General features: G+C 54.3%; 16 protein-coding genes and 1 tRNA gene. 10 read left to right on the plus strand and 7 right to left on the minus strand.

From position 1 onward, the window contains the following. Positions 1–18 precede the first annotated feature (18 nt). From fusA to LHW45_07170, 7 genes are all read right to left on the minus strand, one after another. The gene (fusA, locus tag LHW45_07140; protein MCB5285349.1) at positions 19–2,127 is read right to left on the minus strand and encodes an elongation factor G; all 2,109 of its coding nucleotides are present in this window, start codon (positions 2,125–2,127) and stop codon (positions 19–21) included. Between the two features lie 574 nt (positions 2,128–2,701). Beyond that, the gene (locus LHW45_07145) at positions 2,702–5,629 is read right to left on the minus strand and encodes a hypothetical protein (GenBank protein ID MCB5285350.1); all 2,928 of its coding nucleotides are present in this window, start codon (positions 5,627–5,629) and stop codon (positions 2,702–2,704) included. Positions 5,630–5,772: 143 nt separating this feature from the next. Further along, complete coding sequence (locus LHW45_07150; GenBank protein ID MCB5285351.1) at positions 5,773–8,886, minus strand: DUF4394 domain-containing protein; 3,114 nt, start codon at positions 8,884–8,886, stop codon at positions 5,773–5,775. Between the two features lie 209 nt (positions 8,887–9,095). Further along, a tRNA-Lys gene (locus tag LHW45_07155) sits at positions 9,096–9,171 on the minus strand. A 115-nt stretch (positions 9,172–9,286) separates the two neighbouring features. Beyond that, the gene (locus tag LHW45_07160) at positions 9,287–9,934 is read right to left on the minus strand and encodes a hypothetical protein (GenBank protein MCB5285352.1); all 648 of its coding nucleotides are present in this window, start codon (positions 9,932–9,934) and stop codon (positions 9,287–9,289) included. A 23-nt stretch (positions 9,935–9,957) separates the two neighbouring features. After that, positions 9,958–11,403 (minus strand): hypothetical protein, encoded by a 1,446-nt coding sequence (locus LHW45_07165; protein ID MCB5285353.1) that lies wholly within the window; start codon positions 11,401–11,403, stop codon positions 9,958–9,960. A 206-nt stretch (positions 11,404–11,609) separates the two neighbouring features. Then, the gene (locus LHW45_07170; GenBank protein MCB5285354.1) at positions 11,610–12,374 is read right to left on the minus strand and encodes a hypothetical protein; all 765 of its coding nucleotides are present in this window, start codon (positions 12,372–12,374) and stop codon (positions 11,610–11,612) included. A 529-nt stretch (positions 12,375–12,903) separates the two neighbouring features. Here LHW45_07170 and LHW45_07175 point away from each other — a divergent pair. From LHW45_07175 to LHW45_07220, 10 genes are all read left to right on the plus strand, one after another. Further along, positions 12,904–13,224, plus strand: coding sequence for a hypothetical protein (locus tag LHW45_07175; protein MCB5285355.1), 321 nt, complete (start codon positions 12,904–12,906; stop codon positions 13,222–13,224). Further along, the gene (locus LHW45_07180) at positions 13,224–15,293 is read left to right on the plus strand and encodes a Mu transposase C-terminal domain-containing protein (GenBank protein ID MCB5285356.1); all 2,070 of its coding nucleotides are present in this window, start codon (positions 13,224–13,226) and stop codon (positions 15,291–15,293) included. The genes LHW45_07175 and LHW45_07180 overlap by 1 nt, the downstream gene beginning before the upstream one ends. An 8-nt stretch (positions 15,294–15,301) precedes the next feature. Beyond that, a complete protein-coding gene (locus LHW45_07185; protein MCB5285357.1) occupies positions 15,302–16,018 on the plus strand; it encodes an ATP-binding protein in 717 nt (238 codons plus the stop codon). Beyond that, positions 16,015–16,698, plus strand: a complete 684-nt coding sequence (locus tag LHW45_07190; GenBank protein MCB5285358.1) for a hypothetical protein — start codon at positions 16,015–16,017, stop codon at positions 16,696–16,698. Before LHW45_07185 ends, LHW45_07190 begins: the two co-directional genes overlap by 4 nt. Before the next feature lie 18 nt (positions 16,699–16,716). Further along, a complete protein-coding gene (locus LHW45_07195) occupies positions 16,717–17,154 on the plus strand; it encodes a hypothetical protein (protein ID MCB5285359.1) in 438 nt (145 codons plus the stop codon). Then, positions 17,147–17,758: a DUF3164 family protein gene (locus tag LHW45_07200; protein ID MCB5285360.1), complete on the plus strand. Its 612-nt coding sequence runs from the start codon at positions 17,147–17,149 to the stop codon at positions 17,756–17,758. Before LHW45_07195 ends, LHW45_07200 begins: the two co-directional genes overlap by 8 nt. A gap of 90 nt (positions 17,759–17,848) precedes the next feature. Beyond that, entirely contained in the window at positions 17,849–18,058 is a 210-nt protein-coding gene (locus LHW45_07205) for a helix-turn-helix domain-containing protein (protein ID MCB5285361.1), read from the plus strand. Beyond that, positions 18,051–18,500, plus strand: a complete 450-nt coding sequence (locus LHW45_07210; protein ID MCB5285362.1) for a hypothetical protein — start codon at positions 18,051–18,053, stop codon at positions 18,498–18,500. Before LHW45_07205 ends, LHW45_07210 begins: the two co-directional genes overlap by 8 nt. Before the next feature lie 119 nt (positions 18,501–18,619). Beyond that, positions 18,620–20,173: a hypothetical protein gene (locus LHW45_07215; protein ID MCB5285363.1), complete on the plus strand. Its 1,554-nt coding sequence runs from the start codon at positions 18,620–18,622 to the stop codon at positions 20,171–20,173. Further along, positions 20,173–20,622 carry a hypothetical protein gene (locus tag LHW45_07220; GenBank protein MCB5285364.1) on the plus strand — a complete coding sequence of 150 codons (450 nt, stop codon included), beginning with the start codon at positions 20,173–20,175 and terminating at the stop codon, positions 20,620–20,622. Before LHW45_07215 ends, LHW45_07220 begins: the two co-directional genes overlap by 1 nt. The last annotated feature ends 112 nt before the right edge of the window (positions 20,623–20,734 follow it).

A 20,734-nucleotide genomic window follows, 5' to 3' on the forward strand; every position in this document is an offset into this window, starting at 1 on the left:
CGCCTGTCAAGCAGATTATCAGCCATAGCCCCGGATGCGCTTCAGCACGGCGCTTTGCACCTGGGCGGGGCTGATCTCGTATTTGCGGAATTCCAGGCTGTAAACCGCGCGGCCCTGGCTGACCGAGCGGATCCGGGTGGAATAGCCAAAGAGCTCGGAGAGCGGGACCTCGGCCACGATCTCCTGCTGAAATTCGTTGTGCCGGCGCAGCACGCTGACGTGTCCGCGCTTGGAATTGATGTCGGCGATGATGTCGCCCACAAAGTCGTCCGGAGATATAACCGAAAGCAGCATAATGGGTTCCATGATCACAGGAGCGGCCCCGCGCAGGCCTTTGCCGATGGCCATCGAAGTGGCGATGCGGAAGGCCAGTTCGTTGGAATCCACGGGGTTGAAATCACCGTCGAGCAGTTCGATCTTCACCCGCTCCAGGTTTCCGCTGATCAGGGGCCCGTCGTTGAGGGCGTTGAGCGCGGCCTCTTCGATCGGTTTGTGGAATTCGCCGGGGATCCTGTCGGTGCCAACGCTGCTGCAGAAAAGGTTTTTCTCCCCTTCCGGAAGCTCTTCCAAAGTAAGGGGCGTGAGGCGGAATTTCACCCGCGCGTAATTGCCTTTGCCGTTCATGTCGCGGATGAAGGTCTCCTCGCAGTCCACGGCCCGAGTGATGGTTTCCTTGTAAGAAACCTGCGGGTTGCCCACGTTGGCGGAAACGTTGAATTCGCGGCGCAGGCGGTCCACGATGATCTCCAGATGCAGCTCGCCCATGCCGGAGATGAGGGTTTGGCCGGTATCCTTGTCCACGCTCACGCGGAAGGTGGGATCCTCTTCCTCGAGGCGGGCCAGGGCGTCGCTCAGGTTTTCCTGATCGGCCTTGGTGCGGGGCTCGATGGCGATGGAGATCACGCTGTCCGGAAAATGCATGCGGTTGAGCACCACGTCCAGCCCGCCGTCGGTGATGGTGTCGCCGGTGGCCAGAAAGCGGCAGCCGACAAAAGCGCCGATATCGCCGGCGTGGAGCTCGTTCAGATCGTGCTTGCGGTTGCTCATCATCTGCAGGATGCGGGACACCCGCTCGCGCTTGCCGTTGCTCTGATTGTAAAAGGAAGCCCCTTTTTTCAGGGTGCCGGAATAGACCCGCACATAGACCAGTTTGCCCACATATTTATCCGTTTGCACCTTGAAAGCCATACCCACAAAGGGCGCGCGGGGATCCGGCTCGAGGCAGACGGGGGCTTGGGTTTGGGGATCGAAACCTTCGCAGGGCGGCACTTCCAGCGGCGAGGGCAAAAAATCGCGGATGCCGTCCAGCAGCAGTTGCACGCCCTTGTTCTTCAGCGAAGAGCCGCAGAGCACCGGGATGAAATTGCCGCCGATGGTGGCGGCGCGGATGGCACGGCGGATCAGCTCATCCGGAATCTCCAGACCCTCCAGGTAGGCGTGCAGCAACTCGTCATCAAATTCCGCCACGCTTTCCAGCAGGGCGTTGCGCTGCTCGGCGGCGTCATCCAGCAGCTCGGCGGGAATCTCCTTCAAATGCACTTCGCTGCCCTTGGTGAGGGGATCGAAGAGCCAGGCCTTCATCGTGATGAGGTCGATCACGCCGTCGAAGCTGTCTTCCCGGCCGATGGGGATGTTCACCGCGCGGGCCAGCGGGGTCAGGCGCTCGTGGATCATGCTGATCACCCTGTCGTAATCGGCGCCGGGGCGGTCCATCTTGTTCACGTAGGCCAGGCGCGGAATCTTGTATCGGTCGGCCTGGTGCCAGACCGTCTCGGATTGAGGTTCGACTCCGGCCACGGCGCAAAAAACGCCGATCGCGCCATCGAGGATGCGCAGGCTGCGTTCCACTTCGGCGGTGAAGTCCACGTGGCCCGGGGTGTCGATGATGTTGATCTGGGTGTCTTTCCAGACGCAGGTCACCGTAGCTGAGGTGATGGTGATCCCGCGTTCACGCTCCTGTTCCATCCAGTCGGTGAAAGCGTTGCCGTCGTGCACCTCGCCCATTCTGTGCAAAAAGCCCGTGTAAAACAGGATCCGCTCTGTGGTCGTGGTCTTCCCGGCATCGATGTGGGCCATGATGCCGATGTTCCGTATCTTGCGTAGCGGACTGTCGGAGTCGCTGTTCATGCTAATATCCCTAAACTCACCTTTTGTTGTTTTTTCATGGAAATTCCATAAAATGGGAGGCGGAATCTTTGTCCACCAAAAAATTCCCGCCGGGGATGTATAAGGCTCCATTCCCACAAAGTATCCTGTCCACAAATTACTAATCTTTGCACGAATCAAGGCTCATGTTCAAATCGAGTGGATGAAGGTGGCGTTCCCGCGGCGCTGGCGTCGGGCGAGGAGCGAGCATCGACGGCAGCCACATCACCCTCCACGCCCCGGTGTGTCATTCCGGGAAAGCGTGCGCCAGAACGCAGGGGCCCGGAATCCAGGCCTCGCGGGAATAGCCCCCAGAGGATGCCGACACAGACGCGATCTGTATCGGCCCCGCCTTGGATGTGACGTTGTTTTGGGTTGACGGGCTGGATTCCGGGGCCCCGGGGGTTGAAACCCCCACCCCGGAATGACAATGCACGGCTGGGTGGTGGTTATTGATCCGGTGATCCATCGCAACCCACGAAATTGTTGCACTTGTCCAGAGGACCGCTCATCTGCACAGCAAAGTCAAACTTGTTGCGCTCGTCTGGAGCACCGGTTACTTGCTCAGCAGCATTTTCCGGGTGGCGCGGTATCCTCCGGCCTGGGCGCAGCAGAAATAGACGCCGCTGGCCGCGGCTTCTCCATTCCCGGTCCTGCCATCCCATACGATAACATGTTGCCCTGCGGGCAGCTCGGCCCCCCTCAGCAGGGCTCGCACCAACTGCCCTTTGAGGTTGTAGATCCGCAGATCAACGCTTTGCGGCATCTCCAGGCTGAAGGCGATGGTGGTGGAGGGATTGAAGGGGTTGGGATGGTTTCCCTTCATAACCAGCGGAGCGGCGGGGTTCAGGGCGGGATCGGAGGCGGCAACGGAAGCGCTGGCGATGCGCGTGGCCCAAACTCCCGTGTAGGCGATCTCGCTGTTCTCGATGCCGGCGCGGTCGTCGCTCCAGGCCACCAGGGCCCGGTTGCCCAAAACATCCAGGTGTACGTCCCTCTGTTGGTAACGGGCCTGGCAGAGCAGGTCCGGAGCGGTTCCCGAAGCTTCGCCCGAGGAGGAGACGCGGCGGATGTAAAGATCGCGGTTTTCCAACAATTGCCCGTCGTCGTCGGAATAGACGCAGGCGAAGGATCCGTCGGCAAAATCAGCCAATGCGGCATCATAGCAGTTGTTCAGCCCGGAGGCCAGCAGCACGCCGCTGTCACCCCAGAGCAGGTCTCCGTCCGGGGAAAGCTTTTGGGCCCTCAGGGTGTTGCCGCCGTCGCCGTAGCCCCGCAGCAGGCAGACAACGCCGTCGCCGAAGACCGCGTCGTAAACAAAGTTGGCAATTTCCGAAACAAAGGGCCTGCCACCGTCGCCCCAGAGCCTTGCCCCGGCAGCGCTTAGTTTTTGCACCCTGAGCTCAGAGGCATAGCCGTTGTAGCGGCTGACAAAGGCAACGAGGTCGTTGCCCTGAAGTCCGCTCTGCTGAAAGGAGGAAACTTCGGAGAGGCTCCCCATCAGCAGGTTTTCCCCGCCGGGGTACCAACCCAGGGCGGGATCGCCGTTCTGATCCACCAGCAGAGCCCTGGCGCGCATTTGCTCAAGATATATGTCGGCATTTGTCCACAGGAAATACCGGCCCCGCACCGCCAGTTGGCTGGCATGGGAGTCTTGCCCCAGGGTGCTGATCACGCGGCCGTTTTCGCCCCACTGGGGTTGGCCCTCCAGATAGCGCTGGCCCTTGATCTGGAAACTGCCTGCTTCTCCGCCCTGCCAGATCAGGTAAATCTCCCCTTCAAAGCAGCCCAGGGACATGGAAGTGCCGGAGCTTTGGCCTGTCTGCACCTCGATCCCGGGGCCGGGAAAGAGGGTGTTGCCGGTGGAATCGATCCGTTGCAGGTAACAGGTGAACGGGACGCTGTCTGAGCTGGCGCAGTAAAGCAGGGCAACGCTGCTTTCATTCAATTTGGCAGCGCTGATCAGCCGCGTGGCGCGGGTCTCATCCGCCCAGAGGGGTCGTCCGCCCGGCTCCAGCAGCGCGTCCAAGGCATCGTTGCTGAGTTGGTAATAAAGCTGGGGGTTACCTTCGCGGTTGTCCTCCCAGAGGGTGAGATATTTGTTTCCGATTGCGATCGCGTCCTGCAGGAAGCCCATGCCTGCCAGCCCCTGGGCGAGGGGTTCCGCCTCCGGGGGCACAAACGAGCTGCCGCTGCTGGTGAAAATCTGCCTGCGCAAGCTTTTGACCCCTTCCAGGGAGGGGTTCCAGACAAACATCCCCCGGTCCGGCCAGGCTATGGCGCAGGTTCTGCCATGATCCTGGGACAGGACCTTTCCGGCCGTTCCCCAGAGCGGAATTCCTGCCGCGCTTACGGCCTGGGCCTTCACTTCCCGCTCCAGGAAGTTGACGTTGCCGCCATACCAGGCCAGCCAGGCAGTGGCATCGGCCCCCACAGCCAGGGAAAGGTTTCCGCCGCTGGGGCTGGGAGCACTGAATTCCACGCCCGGAGAAGGCCATTGGGGCACCAGATCAGCGGAAAACCTCTGCATTTGCCAGCTCAGCGCGCCATCCAAGCCGCTGCGCCAGGCCGCGCCCAACCCGCCGTCGGGATAGAGGGCCAAAGCCACTTCGGACACGCAGGAAGCCGCAGCAAGCTGATGCTGGACTGTTTGCGGCAGCAGCAGGTTGCCGGTGATGTCCATCTTGTTCAGCAGGATATAGGGATCAGGGGCGTGAACCACGGTGTACAGGATGAATTCGCCGTTAGGGCCGGACAGCACTTGATAAACGTTGCCGGGAAAAGCGCCGGGAGGCAGCAGGGGATCGTTGCCCATCACTTCTCCGGCGGGCGAGATCCGCATCAGGCGGTTAAAGGGGAAAACGGAACAATTGACGATCAGGCCTCCCCCACCGTCGCCACAGGCCTGCTCGAGCAGGATGTTGTCTCCAAGAAGAAGCCCGCCGTCCGGCCACAACTGGTTGCCGGAAGCATCCAGATGCTGGCCCCGGACGCAGTCCTCGCCGATATCCTGGAAGACCACAAAGGCGCTGCCGGTGGCGTTGGCAACCGGGACCGCCAGCCTCAGCGACGCGCCCGGCATGCTGACAGCAACTCCCTGTTCGCCCCAGAGCTTCTGGCCGTTGGAACTGATCTTTTGCGCGCCCAACCCTGTGTTGGTGCCAATCTCGCATTCGCTCCACAGGACAAAGATGTTGTTGTCCGAGGTTTTCACCGCGTCCCAGAGCTTTTGGTCGCCGGAATGGTTTACCACTCCCAGCGGTGCGGGCCACAGAGCCTGGCCGGAGGGACTGATCTTCTGGGCAAAGATGTCCAGGTCGCCATTTACGGCGTCCGCCCAAAACACAATTTCGCAACCATCCGCGCTGCGGACATGCGTGCCTTCCCAGAATATCTCCGTCGCCTGGCGCAGCGGAAATTCCTGTCCGCCCAACGCGGCGGCGCAGGTTGCCATGATCAGGATCATCAGGCAAAGCTGTTTCATCAGGGCCTCCAACGGTTGGTTTTCTTTTCCGTGGCATTTTATAAAGCAAGGCTTGTTCCATCCCTCCTTTTTTATCAAAGATGCCACAAAGGTTCCCGTCCAAAATTCCAGCCAAGCTGAAATCAGGGCCGAACCCAAGTTTTTCAGTTGGAAGCCGTCACGCGATAGAATCTCCTGCTTTGGGGAAAGGTGGGGTCGCTCCAGTTGGTGTCGGTTGTCGTATCCAGCAGGCTGAAGCCACCGTCGGGCGTGGCGGACCCATAGACCTTGTAGCTGCTGGCGCGGTAAACCGGCTCCCAATTGAGGTTGCCGCCCTCGGCGATGAAGGCCACCGGGGCCTCAGGAGGCCCGAAGGGAAGGGCGAAGCCCGTCATCTGCGTACCTGAGGGAAAGTTTCCCACCTTGTAGGCCTTGCCGCTGGCAGTATCGATCCAGAAGAGCGCTGAAGTGAAGTCAGGCGTGGCGAGGAACAGACTGCCGTTGTCCTGGTCGAAAGCGCAATCCAGAGTTGAGTAGTTTAGTTCGAAGCCCAGCGGCCCCACCTGAGTGGCAGAGCCAGTGCTGGTGTTGATGGTGTACAGCATATCTGTGTTTATATTGATGCCATAGAGAGTGTTATCCGCTGAGTCCGTGGCCAGGCAGGCCATGCCGCCTCCGATGCCGAAATATCCGCCCACGGCTGTGGCATAACCGCTAATTGGATTCAGGGTATAGAGGCGGTCTTCCGTACAGGCGTAAATGGTTTGGCCCGGTCCAGCCTGGCTCAGACCCTTCATATTCCACTGCCCGGTGTTGCCGATAATGCTGGCGTTGCCTGTGACCGGGTCCACCTTCCACAGATTATGGGAATAATCCTGTAAAAACCACCACTGCCCGTTAACCCAGCAGCCGCCGCTGATGTAGGAGGGGGCCACCGCCGCCCCGGGCAGGTCGTTCACCTGAGATGGCCGCTCCAGGTTGAAACCGGCCGGGCCGCTCAGTTGGCCTGCGGGATCCAGCGCCACGTTGGCCAGGGCGGGAACGTCGAGGTACACGCAGGCAAAATCCAGGAACATCACATCGTTATCCGTATCCTCGTCTCCGGTCAGAACGGTTTGGACCTCGATCTGGTTGACTTCCCCGGCTACCGGGATGAAGGGATCGAAATACACATCCACAAAGGCCCCCGGCGCCAGATCCGTTACAGTCTGCGTATCGGTGAACCGGACCCCGGAGCGCATGAACACGTCAAAGCTCTGGGCATTATTGCCATAATTAAAGATCCTGGCCCCGGCAAATACTGCTTCAGGCTCCACGACTCCATTCACCTGCAGGATCTTCCCCACTCCCACGTCGTGATCCAAAGACGGACTGAGGATCAGGTCGTCAATGGCGCAATAGATGGAGGAGCTGAAGCTCCCTGCCAGGGTGAAGCCCAGAAAAGTGTAAGGCCAGCTGAGGGGAGAGACGAAGACCGTCACGGTGCCGCTCAGCGGATCGTTCTGAGGGTCGAACTGCCACAGGGGATTCTGCCAGTTTTGCAGATCGTGGCTGTATTGCAGGCTGAAGCTGAAACCCGGCTGGGTGGTTTGAACTCTGTAGCGGAACGACACCATGAAGCCCGATCCGCTGCCGGTGCTCACCGGTTGGCTGATCAAACGTGAGATCCCCGTCTGGCCGTAGGGCGCGGTGAATTTCATCTCATACGCGGACCCCCCGGCGTAGTTGGTGTTGCTTACTTCCCAGCAATCCTGGGTCATGCCTCCACTTTGGGCTTGGGACCAGCCCACGGGGAAATCCGGGCCGTTAAAATGCTGTTCGGCAGGAGGAACCGCGGCAGGATAGGGCAAGACGGAGAAAGACAGAGGCGGGGTGAAAACCGCGTTCCCTTCCGTGTTTACCGCCCTCACTGCCCAATGCCACTGCTGCCCATAGACAAAGCTCATCCCGCCCTGCGCCACGGGATTGAAATGATTGGCAGTGAGCCCCGGAAAGCTTTGCTGGGCAAATATCTGCCCTGGATCGTTGGCCAGATAAAGGGTATAGCTGTCGGGCAGGCCGCCCTGGGCGTTCGGCCCCCAGCTGAGATCGAGACCGGCGTAGTCCACCTGGCTGTAACCCTCAGGAGGAAACACCGGCAGCGGCGGCGCGGGCGACCCCAGGGGTTCGGGCAGAAAAGCCAGGATAACGTCGGCAAACCTGCTGGAACTGACGGAGGATCCCGGCCCGGCGGGATCGATGTCATTCGCCGAGACGGCGATCAGGCCCCTGAAATCGCTGACCGTGTTTCTGAACAAGCCGCTAGGATTGTCATTGCCGGGGCTGTTCTCGTCCACCGCGATCACCAGGTTGTTTACGTTGTCGTAGGCAAAGGGCGTGTCCAGTATGATCTCCACCCAGCCCGGTGAAGCCGGCAGGCGCACAATGCCTTCAAAAACCTGGCTAAGCTGGGCCAGGGGCAGCCAGTCGCTGGTGCTGCTGAAAACGTTGCCGGCCTTGTGCCCCATATAGACAGTCCAGTTCGTGGAGTTTGCATTGGCCGCGGCTCCGTTCCAGAAATAGGCGATCCTGGTGATGTAGAGGCCGCTGATATCGATCTCGCTCTGCAGGTACAGGCACTGCGAGTAGCTGTAGTTGTGCAGGCCGGACATGGGAAGCAAGTTATCCTCGGTTTCAACCCCACCGATCTCAAGCTGAATGTCAGCCATCTCCAGCTTCATAATCGGCCGCAGTAGCGATTGGGTATGGCTCAGCCCGTCCTGATACAGGCAGCGGTACGAGGGCGAGGTATCGGCATAATGCACACTGGCGTTGGCCGAGGTGGTGTTCATGATCCGGTAGCCTACATCCACCACCAGGTTGGACGAGCCGTCCCAGATCCAGGGATCGCTGAACACATGCTCGTTCCATCCTGCCACCACCTGATAGGGGTTTGAGTAGAAAACCGTGCTCAGATCTTCGTCGGGGATATAGTCCGTCAACTGCTCGTCTGGCGTGGATCCGATCTTGATTGTGTAGCGGGGTAGCGCCGCGCAACCATTCACTTCCTGCACGTAAAACGAAATTGCTTGGATCTGGCCAAAACCTGCTCCCGCGGCTTCCATTTCCGCGGCTGTGATCAAATACTGCTCGTGGTCCACCACATCGGTGTTGGCATAGGGGCTGGGATAGCTGGTGGAGCTGTTGTAACCCGCGTAGGTGCCGATGGTGACGGTGGTGGCGCCCAGAACACATGCCAGTCCCCAAGCGATAAGCAAAGACAGAGTAAACTTCTTCATTATGAACTCCTTCCGGCCTCTTCTGGAATGGATCCCGGCTCCTACCAAGTTGTTCCGGACCGGTGAGATTCCTTATGTATGCTTCAGATATTCTGTCAAGAAGATTTTGGCTTCAAAAAAGATTTTGGCGAATGCCCCCACCCCCAAAATGAAAAAAGCGGCCTGCCGGAAATCCGGGCCGAGATTTCCTGTGCAAGCCGCTGAAGATCTGGTACATCTCCGGGGATTCGAACCCCGGACCCACTGATTAAGAGTCAGTTGCTCTACCAACTGAGCTAGAGATGCACATTCGTGCGCCAGTTTTTTCTGTCGGCTCAGGCTGTCAAGCCAAAAACCGCCGGTGGTTCCCAGGCCTATTTCCGCAAGGAAACCAGGCGCATCAATCGCGCTGGGCGGAAAGTTATTTCTTCAGCAGGTTCAATTCCTTGCCGGGATCGGTGCCGTCCTGCTGTTTGGTGCCGAAGGGGATCACCGTGGTGCGGAAACTCTGGGAAAGCATGCTGAATGCCGGTTTGGAGCTGTTGTACCAGGATTTGAACAGCGGATCGGCCAGCAAAGTGGAGATGTTGCAGCTCATTTTCAGCAGGTTTGAACCCTTCACGATCTGGGTGGAGATATCCCCGATGCGGATGAGGTCCTGGTCTTTCTTCACTTCGATGCGGTAGAGCCCGGGCTTGTATTTCGCCGCGGGAACCTTCATGTAGTTCATCACCCAAACGTATTTCCGGTCGGCGCTGTTGGCCAGCACCACCATGTAGGAATAGTACTCCAGGCCCATCTTGCCGGAGGTGGGGAAGCCGCCGCCGCGGTTTTGGATGGCGGCGTAGAGCTTGGTGTCCGAAAAGCAGAAATAGTCGGCCACGATGTCCAGATAATCGTTCTTCTGGTCGCCGGAGGCATCACCGGAGATCTTGGTCATCTGGCTTAGCGTGGGCCAGCCTGTTCCGCTGTAATACGCGGGATAAGCCTTGGCCAGAGGCGCGGCCAGCAGCCCGCTCTGGATGAGGGCGAAAAGCCCCAGGAGGATGACTGTTTTGATCTTTTTCATATGCTGATTTACCTTTTGCCAGTTTAGGGAACCTGCTCGAAAGCCTTCACGCGGAAAAACCTGCGGGCGGGACTGCTGTCCAGGCTGGCGCTGCTGCCGGTGTAGGTTCCCAAGGTGCTGAAAGTGTTGATATTGGGATCGGTTGAGTATTCCACCGTGAAGCTGTCCGGATAGACAAGTTCATCCGTTAAGCTGCGCACGGAGGCATCCCAGTTCAGTTGCCAGTTGCCGCCGCTTTGGCTGAAATACAGGTTTTGAGGCGGTTGCAGACCCAGAATGTAGGAATGGGAGGGGCTGGTTGAATATGCGTAACTGCTGTTGTCAACCGACGCCTTGGCCGAGGTTTGGCGGTCGTCGTATTCGTCCAGATCTCCGGTCAGGTCAGCGGTTCGGTAGATCACGGCATCGCTGTGGTCCAGGCTTTGGGGATACAGGTTGAAAGTTTGCCCGTTTTGCCAACTGGCCGACATGGAGAGGGGAAAACGGCCGTAGCTGTCCTGGTAGGTGGTCTGGAACCAGATGTCTTCCGGGGCGACGTTGAAGCTGAAATTGCTCAGGACAGGCAGGGTTTCAGGATGCAGCGGGTTGTTCAGGCGCTTGGGATAAATGTTCGCGCCGGGGCTTACATCCATCAATTCCACCACCGGAGTTAAGCCGCTGAGAGTGGTTTTCTGGGTCATGCTCACCATGCCGAAAACGGGATCTGCTGTATTGTACCAGGCAGTGAATGCAGGGTCAGCCAGCAAATCGGAGATGTTACAACTCAATTTGAGCAGATTTGAACCGCTGACGATTTCCGTGCTGATGTCACCGATCCTGTTAAGCGCATCCTGCCCCGTGCCCTGGATGCGGTAGAGCCCTGGCGAAATGCCGCCAAACGTCACGTTCATGTAGTTCATCGCCCAGATGGTGGCTTCGTCGGGAGGGGTTCCGGTGTCCGCCAGGTTGGCGATCACCACCATGTATGAATAATAGGGTGGCATGCCCAACGTCCCTCCCAGAGGAAATCCTCCACCCCGGTTTTGGATGGCCGCGTAGAACTTGGTGCCGGAGAAGCTGAAAAAATCTTTCACTATGTCCATGTAATTGGTTGACTGCTCGTTCAGAGTATCGGCTGATACTTCTGTAAACTGGGCCGGAGCGGGAAAGTTGGCGGTTCCGCTGTAATAAACTGGAGTAATATTCTTCGCCGTTCCGTTTGAGATCAGCCCCAGATCGGCGTTGGAGCCCACCGGGGTGTACACCGACTGCATGGTGCCGGTTTGTGAATTCAAGGAAGAGAAACTTTGCTGAACGATCGACGTTCCGTTGTAATGGAGCAGTTTGTTCTCAGTTGCGGGATCCACGGTGTTTTCCAGCCTCACGAAGACCTCATTGGCGGCTGATTTGCCGCTGCAGCGGATGTTTTGCCAGGGTCCAATGTTTGTTCCAGCCAGGCTGGAAACCAGGATCAGGCAGAGTGCCAACATCTTGGTATAAACCCTCACCCCAAACTTCAAATGACCCTCACTTGGACAAACAGGGATAAATCCTTATGTGGTGCGGAGATATGATGGACTATGTTTGGACTTGGACATGCGAGGGTTTGGACGTATTTGGACGTATTTTTATCACCTTTACTTCAAATTCAGGCCGATTTTGGACTGGACTTGGACATCCGAGGGGTAGGCCGAAATCAGTCGAGTTTAAAAAGCCGCAACTGAAGTGACAAAATCCCGATCAGATATAATTCCAAACCCTGATCCGGGTCTATAATCTGGACGTTATAGTCCATATTAAATGGCTGTAAAATAATACGACTATTAGCCGGATCAAGTACCACTTTCTTAAGTGTCACACCGTCGGTAGCTCGGACTGCGCACACTCTTCCATCAGCCAATTCCCAGTCGATGCTCTGTTTGATGATCACGATGTCCTCGTGAAGAATATTGGGCTCCATGCTCCTGCCGTTAACCCTGAAAGCCAAGTACTGACTATCGTTTCCGGGTGCGAGCGTTCTCGGTACCTCTATGGTTTCGCCTAATTCCCGGCAGTCTATGATGTCCTCTCTGGGGCCGGCGGAAATTTCGCCAGAAATCGGGAGGGTAATTGTGCGAGTGTAATCGATTGTAGGGGATTGGATTAACCCGGTCTTGGTATCGACGGTCTGCATCCGCTTCTCCAATTTCTCCTTCATCCAACCATCAAAATCCTGCGTAATCTGGGTGGTACCTTCCCCTGTAAGCAGCCAGTTTATGTTCACTCTGGCTTTGCACAGATCGAGCAGAAGTTGGGCTTCGGGGAGTCGATCTCCGGATTTATAACGGGCGAGTGAGGCCGTAGAAATACCAAATTTTTCAGCAAACTGGTAGTTCTTCAAGCGCATTATTTTTAAGAGCTTTGCCAGTCTCTCACCAATCTCGTTGCTCGCCATAATTCCTCCATTAGGCATCTTTTTCATTGACTTTATCCATACGGCATACATCCTTGTTCTGGAACAATGATAAAAAGCCGTATAGTTGTGTCAATGATAATTTTCGGGGTGCTCTTATCTCAATGGCATTCGTGCCGGCGAGTTTGAGACCCTTCAGAAAAGTGCCGGAAAAATCCGCCGGACTGTAGAAAGGACTTCCCAAGATATTGGATGCAAGATAGTTAGCACCATGTTAAAACTAACTAGAGAGGTGAAAATGACCGCGAAACAGTGCAAAAAGTCGAGCTGCGAAGCCTGCCAATCGCAGAATGTCCAAGTCCAAAAATATCCACTCGGACTTGGACAAAACAGCTTCAAGCTCTCACTGCGTATAGCATCCGGGCACAATATCCATTCTTTGTGCGAAATTGTGTCCAAGTGCTACGAAAAATGTCCAAGTCCATGTCCAAGTCCGTGTCCAAGTCCAGAGGAATGTCCATGTCCAAGTCCATGTCCGGCACCTTCAATTTGTCCAAGTCCAATTACAGGTAATCGGATATCATGGGAAGGATATGAAATGGAGAGAGATTACACACTGATCTGGCTGCCCCTTGCGAGGGTAGCAGAACTGACAGGCAAATCGGTAAAGACGATCCGCAGACTGGTGAAAGAAGGGAACATGGCCGCCATCAACAGATTGGTGCCTAGTGGGAAGAGCCATACTACCAAGACCTTTGTCATGGCGGTAAACGAGCTTCTCGACCTGGAGATAGCCGACTGCAAGAGTAAGAACAAACAGGGAGTCTGCCTGGATCGGGAGTTGATGGACATCGGCCCCGATAAACGGGACTGCCTGTTCATCACGTCATATATTAAGGTAGGCAGGAAGGAGGAATAATGCAGACCTTGGAAGAGATCATCGGGCAGTATGACAGAGCGGAATATGACGCTGACTGCCGGAGGATAGCTGATCTGATCAAGTCCGGAGTCCCGATCAAGTTCACCAAGTACGACTCTGGATCGCAGAAATCTATCCGTATGGAGAAGAAACGAGCCAAAACAAGAAATCAGGCTCAAACAGAGCATCCTGTTAAAGCAGTCGAGCTTGTGCCTTCCCCTCAGCCGATTGAGTCGTTACCGGCTCCCATATATAAGGAAGAGAAGCCGACGATCAATATGGAAGTGGAATCGAAGGAACTGCTCAGTTTCATGGGTGAGGCTCAGTTGTATGCCCAGTTCTGCGAGACAGTGCTGGATCGCCTGGAGTCTGCCGAGTCCAAGATTGAGACTTGGAAGAGCATCGCCGACGAATACAACAACGGCAGTCTGGTTCCGGAGCTATACCAACTCAAGGGTAACAGAACCGAACGCTCCCTGCGTAAGTGGATCGATCTATATCTGGAAAACAATCAGGATATGTTCGCTCTGATCCATAAAGCCAAACGAGAGATGCGGGGTCGGAAAGTAACCTTCCTGGAACAGAGTTTCCTCAAGAAGATACTGCTCAGTCCACAGAAGGTTAAGATCTATACCGCAGTCAATGCGCTCAAGGCCTATGCACGCATGGGAGCTTTGGAATCGCCAAGTTCGATTCCCACGCTGGTTCGATGGTGCCAGGACTACGAGCATAACAACAAAGCGATCTGGACCCAAGCCAGACTGGGCAGCAAAGCAGTAGCCGAGGATATCGTAAAGACCATCTACCGGGATAACAACCTCCTTAGCGTGGGCGATGTCTGGGTAGCGGATGGACATACCCTCGCCTTCGATATCGTCAATCCTAAGACCGGGAAAGCCCAACGCATGACTATGATCATGGTGATGGACTGGGCATCGAGATATCCGGTGGGAGCGGCACTCGCTTATACAGAGGACAGCCAGCACATTCAGATGGCCTTCCGCAACGCCTTCCTCAACTGGGGAGCGGTTCCCAAGTATGTCTATCTCGATAACGGCAAGGCCTTCAGATCAAAACTGTTCAATGAGAAGTGGCAGGAACATGACCTCTCTAGTGACCTGGCCGGTATCTTCCCCAGACTGGGGATCAAAGTGGCTTTCGCAGAGAGCTACAATGCCAAAGCCAAGATCATCGAACGCTTCTTCAAAACCTTCCAGGAGCAGTTTGAACGCTTCATAGTCAGCTTCCGGGGTGCCTGTATCGATGATAAACCTGCCACCCTGATGCGTAACGAGAAGTGGGCAAAGAAGATGTTCGAAGGCAAGCCGCCTACCTTAGAGGAAGCCATGCAGATGATTGGCTTCTATGTAAGGCATATCTACGGAGAGAACCAGCATGGGGGACTGAATGATCGCTTACCCTATGAAGTATTCAGTTCCGCACCGGTACCGGATGAGCGCAAAGTGAAATCTCGCAGACTCAACTTCCTGATGATGTCTGCAGTGCGTAAGACGCTCCGTAACAATGGCATCACCCTGAACAAGCTGATGTACTGGGATACGGCTTTGATGGAGCATATCGGTAAAGAAGTGGTGATCAGATACGATCTGGCAGACCTGAGGTGGATCGCGGTCTATGACATGCAAGACAACTTCATCTGCCAGGCTGAGGTCCGCAGACCAGTCGATCCCTTCATTCATCTGAACATGGATGATCCGATCTCCCACTCGGAGTTCACCAAGGAATACAAATCGATCAAACGGCATCAGCGGCAGATCGCCAAGCGCACCAAGATGGTGATCAAGTCATCGCAGGAAGCGGTGCAGAGACTGATGAAGCCCCTACCGGCTCTTGAGAGCAATCCCACTTTCGAACAGGCTCCCATCCTGACCCAACCCAGCCATGCCTCGGAAGAGATGATGCAGCAGTTGGAACAGCAGGTGATCAAACAGATACCTCTGCAGGAGGAGCAACCCAAACAAGCGGAAACAACCGTGCTTGAGAACGGGCAGATTAAACCTAAAGAAAAGAGCTTCGAAGAGATGCTCGAGTTTATAGGAATCAAATAGGAGGATACGTGAAAGCCAACAAGCTTGTAATGATCAGCAACGTAGTGGAAGCGGATCAGTGTGTTCAATACCTGTTACGCAGGCCAAAAACTGAAATGGTGGGTCTTGGGATGATCTATGGACGTCCCGGCCTTGGCAAGACCACTTATGCCCAACGCATCGCCTTTCAAAGAAACTACATCTATCTGAGACTGGAGTCGATGACCACACCCAAGGCCTTCTCGACCATGCTCTTAACCGCTTTGTATCGTAAGTTCGATCTGGGCAACTTCATCCCCAGCGGGTCGACCAATAACCTCTTCAAACTCAGCATGCAGATCCTCGATGAGCATCCCGATACGGTGATCATCATCGATGAGATAGACTATGCCTTCAAGCTGGATAAGATCTTGGGTGCCATCCGGGACATCGTTGATGAGACTCTGACCATTATCATCTTAGTGGGAATGCAGAATGCCAAAGATCGCCTCTCCCAGATAAGCGAACACTACTTTGATCGCTGCAATGCCTTCTATCAGTTCAAACCGCCTACCAAGACCGACCTGCGTTTGATCGCCGATGAGATCCTCGATGTCAAAGTGGATGCCGCTACCGTCGAGAGAATCTTCGAGTATTCCAAAGGCAGCCTCAGGCGAGCCATTAAGATGCTGCACGGATATGAGAATGGTAACTTAGATCTTACCCATGACATGATCACCGACCCGGACCAGGATGTAGTGCAATGACCACAAGTGACTTGGTAAACAACTTCGTTAACCAGTTCAACAAGCCCTTTGATCTGAACATGATCTCTAACATGATCGATAGAGAACCGGAGGGGGTCAGAGAAGTGTTAAATGTACTGCTCACTGCCGGGAGGATCAGATTGGTAGACCCGGAACAGGGCATCTATGTAAGGAATAACAGGTATTTGACCAGTGTGTGTTATCACCAGAAGGGCAAGTGGCAGTTTGACCCGATCGCTGCAAATGCTCTGCTTGATCATATTGAACAAGGGGGCTTCTTCACAATAAGAGAGGTGGCTAAAGACTTTCCACGCAGTCGGCAATGGGTCTACGTATATCTGGAAGCGCTTGCATCTATTGGAATACTCACTTACAGTGCCGATGGTTACAAAGTTGAAACAAGAGGTAATCTCAAAGATATCGGCAAGAAGATAGTAAAGGGTGCCATCAACCAGATCTATAATGACTACTACTCAAAGTCCAAGGTTAGTAACCGTCCTTACACATCTTATACATCCAAGCCGGTCGATCCTGAAAAACTTAGAATAAGACAAGAGAAAGCCGAGATAAAGAAGGCTGAGGCAAAAGCAGCCAGGAAAGCTCGTAGCGAAGAGTGGGAACGGTTGCATCCCGGCCAAAGCAGACGCAACACAGTACGTATTTGGCCTAAAAGAAATTAAGCACAAAGAAGGCATTCTATGGATCAGGAACAGAGAGAACGAAAACTACGTCAACAGATTCACGGCCTAAGGGTCAAGAAGTTCCACTGGCCCTTGGACGCATTCAAGTACATCATGAACGGTATGGGCTATGGCGATTCGCTTTCAGCACTATCTGAAGATAAGCTGCTCGAGTTCAAGGCTATTATGTTGAAGTATCGCAGACATGGCAGACCTCTCGAGTACAACTATGATAAGCAGGGCAAGTACATGCATGCCCTGATGAAGCAAGCCGGCTGGACCGAGTCCCAGCTGCGGGCATTCACGATCAGTCACTATTCCAAAAGCCACTGGAACCTGCTCTCCAAGAAGGAGCGCAGAGCGATCATCGCTATGTTCCAGTCCTATATCAAGAAACAAGAGATCAATCAATCACCAAATAAACAAAGCGATCCTAAGGAGGATTCAAATGAGTAAAGCGAGCAAGCCAGTCAAAGAACGCACCTTAACCGATGCTCAAGGTAGGGAAATCCCTGTGAAGGTGCTGCACACCGAGATATTGGAAAAGGATGCCGCAGTCAAGAAAGCGATGGACTGCGCACTCAAACTGCAAGAACGTATCTTAACCGACAAACAGAAAATGATCCAGATCATCGAGAACTATCTGAACGACGCTGCTCGCAGAAACGGCCTGGAATGGAAAGGCAATGCCCTCCTCTTCACTTTCGATGAGAAGTACAAAATCGAGATGCGGTTCCGGGAGAAGATTCAGTTCGGAATCGAACTACAGCTCGCCAAGCAGAAGATAGACGAGTGCATCAAAGCCTGGTCAGTAGACTCCAACGATAACCTCAAAGCTATCATCAACGAAGCATTCCAAGTGGATAAGCGTGGTCAACTGGCTCGTTACCGCATCTTCGCCTTGCGCCGTTACAAGATCAAAGACCCGACTTGGAAGGAAGCGATGGAGCTAATTGACAAGGCCATCCTGGTCACTTCTACTAAGCAATACATCTCTTTCGCAGTGCGAGACGAGGCCGGTAACTACAACAAGGTAGTGCTGAACTTCAGTGCCCTGTAGATACTGTCTCATGATAGCCCATCCTGATTTGATCAAAGCAAGGGAGATTGAAACATGGCATCCATAGAATCGATAACAGCAGAGGAGCCAATGAAAGTGTTCGACATCAATCGCAACTACCGGCCTGACGAAGTGGCTGCCGCTCTCCGAGTGAGCAGGAAAACCGTCTATCGTTGGATCAGAGACATTGCCAACCCTCTGCGAGCCTTTCGCACTACTGAAAACGGACAGCTGCGCTGCTCCGGTAAAGACCTCAACCAATATGTCCTCAAGAACCAGGTTAAGCCCGAATATGAGTAACTCCATCGAGTTCCGCATCAAGCGGGACAACTGCAAAGAAGCCTATCTGAACGGCAAGACCGAACCCAGGGAGCTGGCGGTGATCTTCGGAGTATCTGACATCACCGTCCGCAAGTGGGTCAAGAACGGTAAGTGGGACGAGTTGTTCAAGGAAGAGCGTAAGCTCGACCACGAGATCAACTTGGCTCGCAAGAAAGCGCTCATCCAAGCGCTCCGGGAATATGCCAAGAACCCTGCCGATACTGCTTTGCAGAGCCTCGTAAGCCTAATCAAGCAGAACCAGAAAGACGCTGAGCCATCCAAGGAACTGAACGACTATATCGTCCGCTTCCTGGATCAGGTGACCGACTTCATGATCGAGAAAGGGCACGAGACCTTGCTTAAGCAGTTCCAGGGCATCGTGATAGACCTGGCCGACTACTTGAGGACGAGAAATGGATAGATTTACAACCACGGACATGGTTGCCTCCAAGCCTACCCTCCAAACCCTCCAAACAGGGGAGTCGTCGCCTCCGGCTCCCCTGATCCTTCCGGCCTACCCTAAGCCTCCGGACACAGGTTATGTCTAAGAAGTTTATTCAGCGACATAACAAGGCACTGGCGGAGATCGCATCAAAAACGATCTCCGTCTTGCCTTTTATAGACGATAATCCTGAAGCCAAGACTGATAGGATCAGGCGTACCACCGGAGAGGGTTGGGATGCCTTCTCGTTCTTCTGCCATACCTATTTCCCGCATATCTTCCCACTACCTTTTTGCCCAGCACATGAGACTATGTTCGATGAGACTGATAATGGCTCAGGCATCATCGGAATCACAGGCTTTCGTGGACTGGGCAAAACGGTACTCATGGGAGTGGTCTATCCCATCTGGAGGATCATCCGAGGTGAGAGATACGTGATCCATACTGCCGCAGACGTAGATCTGGCACAGGAGCGTACAGCCTTCACCTTGCATGAACTGCAGAACAATAAGCGGCTCACAATGGACTATCCAGAGCTGCAGCCTGTGGATGCCTTTGATCTGGATTTCTATCTCAAGAACAAGGCAAGGATACGAGCCAGGAGTATCAAGCAGAGCCATCGTGGAACTATCAATCCCAAGACTGCCAAGCGACCCGGACTGATCGTCTGCGATGATATCGATAAAGAAGAGAACATGGGTAACCAGTCCATCGGTAAGAGGCGTATGGAGAAGATCACCCAGGAGCTTGCCGGAGCACTCTCCCCGGAGGGAAATGGTAAGATCGTCTGGCTCGGTAACCTGGTACACCCTAATTACTCCATCTGCCAGTATCAGGATCTCATACTAGGCGATTTACGAGCAGATAATCCAGAATTAGACGTTACCTACCAGATTGCATTAAAGACGCACCAAAAGGCGATATTGCGCTTCTCTCTCGAAGATATGCATGGCAAGTCCATCTGGGAAGAGCAATATCCTACTGCCACTTTGCCAAATCTGCGAGCCAAGTTCGGCCATACCGGTTATCAGAGGGAGATGCTTGGACAGCCCGTGATCGAAGGGAACATCTTCAAGAACCACTGGTTCACCAAGTATAGAACCTTATCTGAGCCATCCCAGATGAAGCGAGTCTGGCTCTATGCCGATCCTGCCTGGGGAGAGAAGGGCTGTTACAAGGCTGTCATCTCCATTGGCTATGATGGTAATCGTTTCTACGTGCTTCATGTCTGGATACGTCAGACAGAGAATACCAAGTTCTTCAGATACTACTATGATGCCTATCAGGAGTTGGATCGTATCTACAGAGTGAAAGCCAGAGCTGCTTGTGAAACTACCTACGGACAAGGCAGAATCCTTGCCGACTTTGATCGGTGGGCACAAGATAATCATTTGCAACCCATCAGTCATAGAATCAAGCGCATTGATAACAAAGACAACAAGAATCTGCGCATCGAGAGAACCGAGACAATTATCGAGACAGCTAAGGTGCTCTTTCCGGAAGGTCAAGATACACCAACCCTGATATCCCAGTTCCTCACTTATCCTGATGGCTATATCGATGGCTGTGATGCACTGGCAGGATGCTTGGAACGTTTCTCGGAATATGATATTGGAAGGAATAGAGTCAAGGTTAGGAGATTCAGCTTCTAATGAACTACTATGATCAGCTCATGCTTGAGTACTACCGGGTCCTCAACAATGCCTGGAAGACCGAGATCAGAGATGCTACACGGCTTGCCATCCAGATGCTGAGTGATATGCCCAGAGCCGAGAAGCTTAGCCAGAACTCCATAGATAAGCTTACGGGCATCATCAATACCCAGTTGGGAGATGACTTCGCAGCACTGGTCAATGAGCCCACCAAAGCGATAATAGACCGCTGTGTGCGGCTTGGACTCAAAGACACGCAGGTGCAAGCCCCAACCAAGACCAGCATCGGACTCTGGGGCATCGAAGATCAGCATCTCTCCTCCACCATCCAGAAGCAGCAACTGTTCTGGATTGGCAATCACTTCGAAGCGGATGTCAGACAGAACTTCGCAGACACCCTCTCCAAAGCCATCGAGCAAGGATATACCAAAGAGAAGACCTTTGCGTAATACCAAATAGTCCAGCTTTCCAGGATCTACTTTGTAGTTATCCACAATTTTTTCAAATATTCTCAACATGAACCCTGAAAAAGCTCAGTTATCCACACATTTTGCGCTTTTT

It is taken from the genome of Candidatus Cloacimonadota bacterium (assembly GCA_020532085.1).
Lineage (GTDB): Bacteria > Cloacimonadota > Cloacimonadia > Cloacimonadales > Cloacimonadaceae > Syntrophosphaera.

Excerpts from the sequence above, each read along its gene's own strand:
- LHW45_07210 (MCB5285362.1), top strand. The coding sequence starts at position 18,051 with ATGAGTAACTCCATCGAGTTCCGCATCAAGCGGGACAACTGCAAAGAA.
- LHW45_07180 (MCB5285356.1), top strand. The coding sequence starts at position 13,224 with ATGCAGACCTTGGAAGAGATCATCGGGCAGTATGACAGAGCGGAATAT.
- fusA (MCB5285349.1), bottom strand. The coding sequence starts at position 2,127 with ATGAACAGCGACTCCGACAGTCCGCTACGCAAGATACGGAACATCGGC.
- LHW45_07165 (MCB5285353.1), bottom strand. The coding sequence starts at position 11,403 with ATGTTGGCACTCTGCCTGATCCTGGTTTCCAGCCTGGCTGGAACAAAC.
- LHW45_07145 (MCB5285350.1), bottom strand. The coding sequence starts at position 5,629 with ATGAAACAGCTTTGCCTGATGATCCTGATCATGGCAACCTGCGCCGCC.
- LHW45_07150 (MCB5285351.1), bottom strand. The coding sequence starts at position 8,886 with ATGAAGAAGTTTACTCTGTCTTTGCTTATCGCTTGGGGACTGGCATGT.
- LHW45_07195 (MCB5285359.1), top strand. The coding sequence starts at position 16,717 with ATGGATCAGGAACAGAGAGAACGAAAACTACGTCAACAGATTCACGGC.
- LHW45_07170 (MCB5285354.1), bottom strand. The coding sequence starts at position 12,374 with ATGAAAAAGATGCCTAATGGAGGAATTATGGCGAGCAACGAGATTGGT.
- LHW45_07220 (MCB5285364.1), top strand. The coding sequence starts at position 20,173 with ATGAACTACTATGATCAGCTCATGCTTGAGTACTACCGGGTCCTCAAC.
- LHW45_07215 (MCB5285363.1), top strand. The coding sequence starts at position 18,620 with ATGTCTAAGAAGTTTATTCAGCGACATAACAAGGCACTGGCGGAGATC.
- LHW45_07200 (MCB5285360.1), top strand. The coding sequence starts at position 17,147 with ATGAGTAAAGCGAGCAAGCCAGTCAAAGAACGCACCTTAACCGATGCT.
- LHW45_07205 (MCB5285361.1), top strand. The coding sequence starts at position 17,849 with ATGAAAGTGTTCGACATCAATCGCAACTACCGGCCTGACGAAGTGGCT.
- LHW45_07160 (MCB5285352.1), bottom strand. The coding sequence starts at position 9,934 with ATGAAAAAGATCAAAACAGTCATCCTCCTGGGGCTTTTCGCCCTCATC.
- LHW45_07190 (MCB5285358.1), top strand. The coding sequence starts at position 16,015 with ATGACCACAAGTGACTTGGTAAACAACTTCGTTAACCAGTTCAACAAG.
- LHW45_07175 (MCB5285355.1), top strand. The coding sequence starts at position 12,904 with ATGGAGAGAGATTACACACTGATCTGGCTGCCCCTTGCGAGGGTAGCA.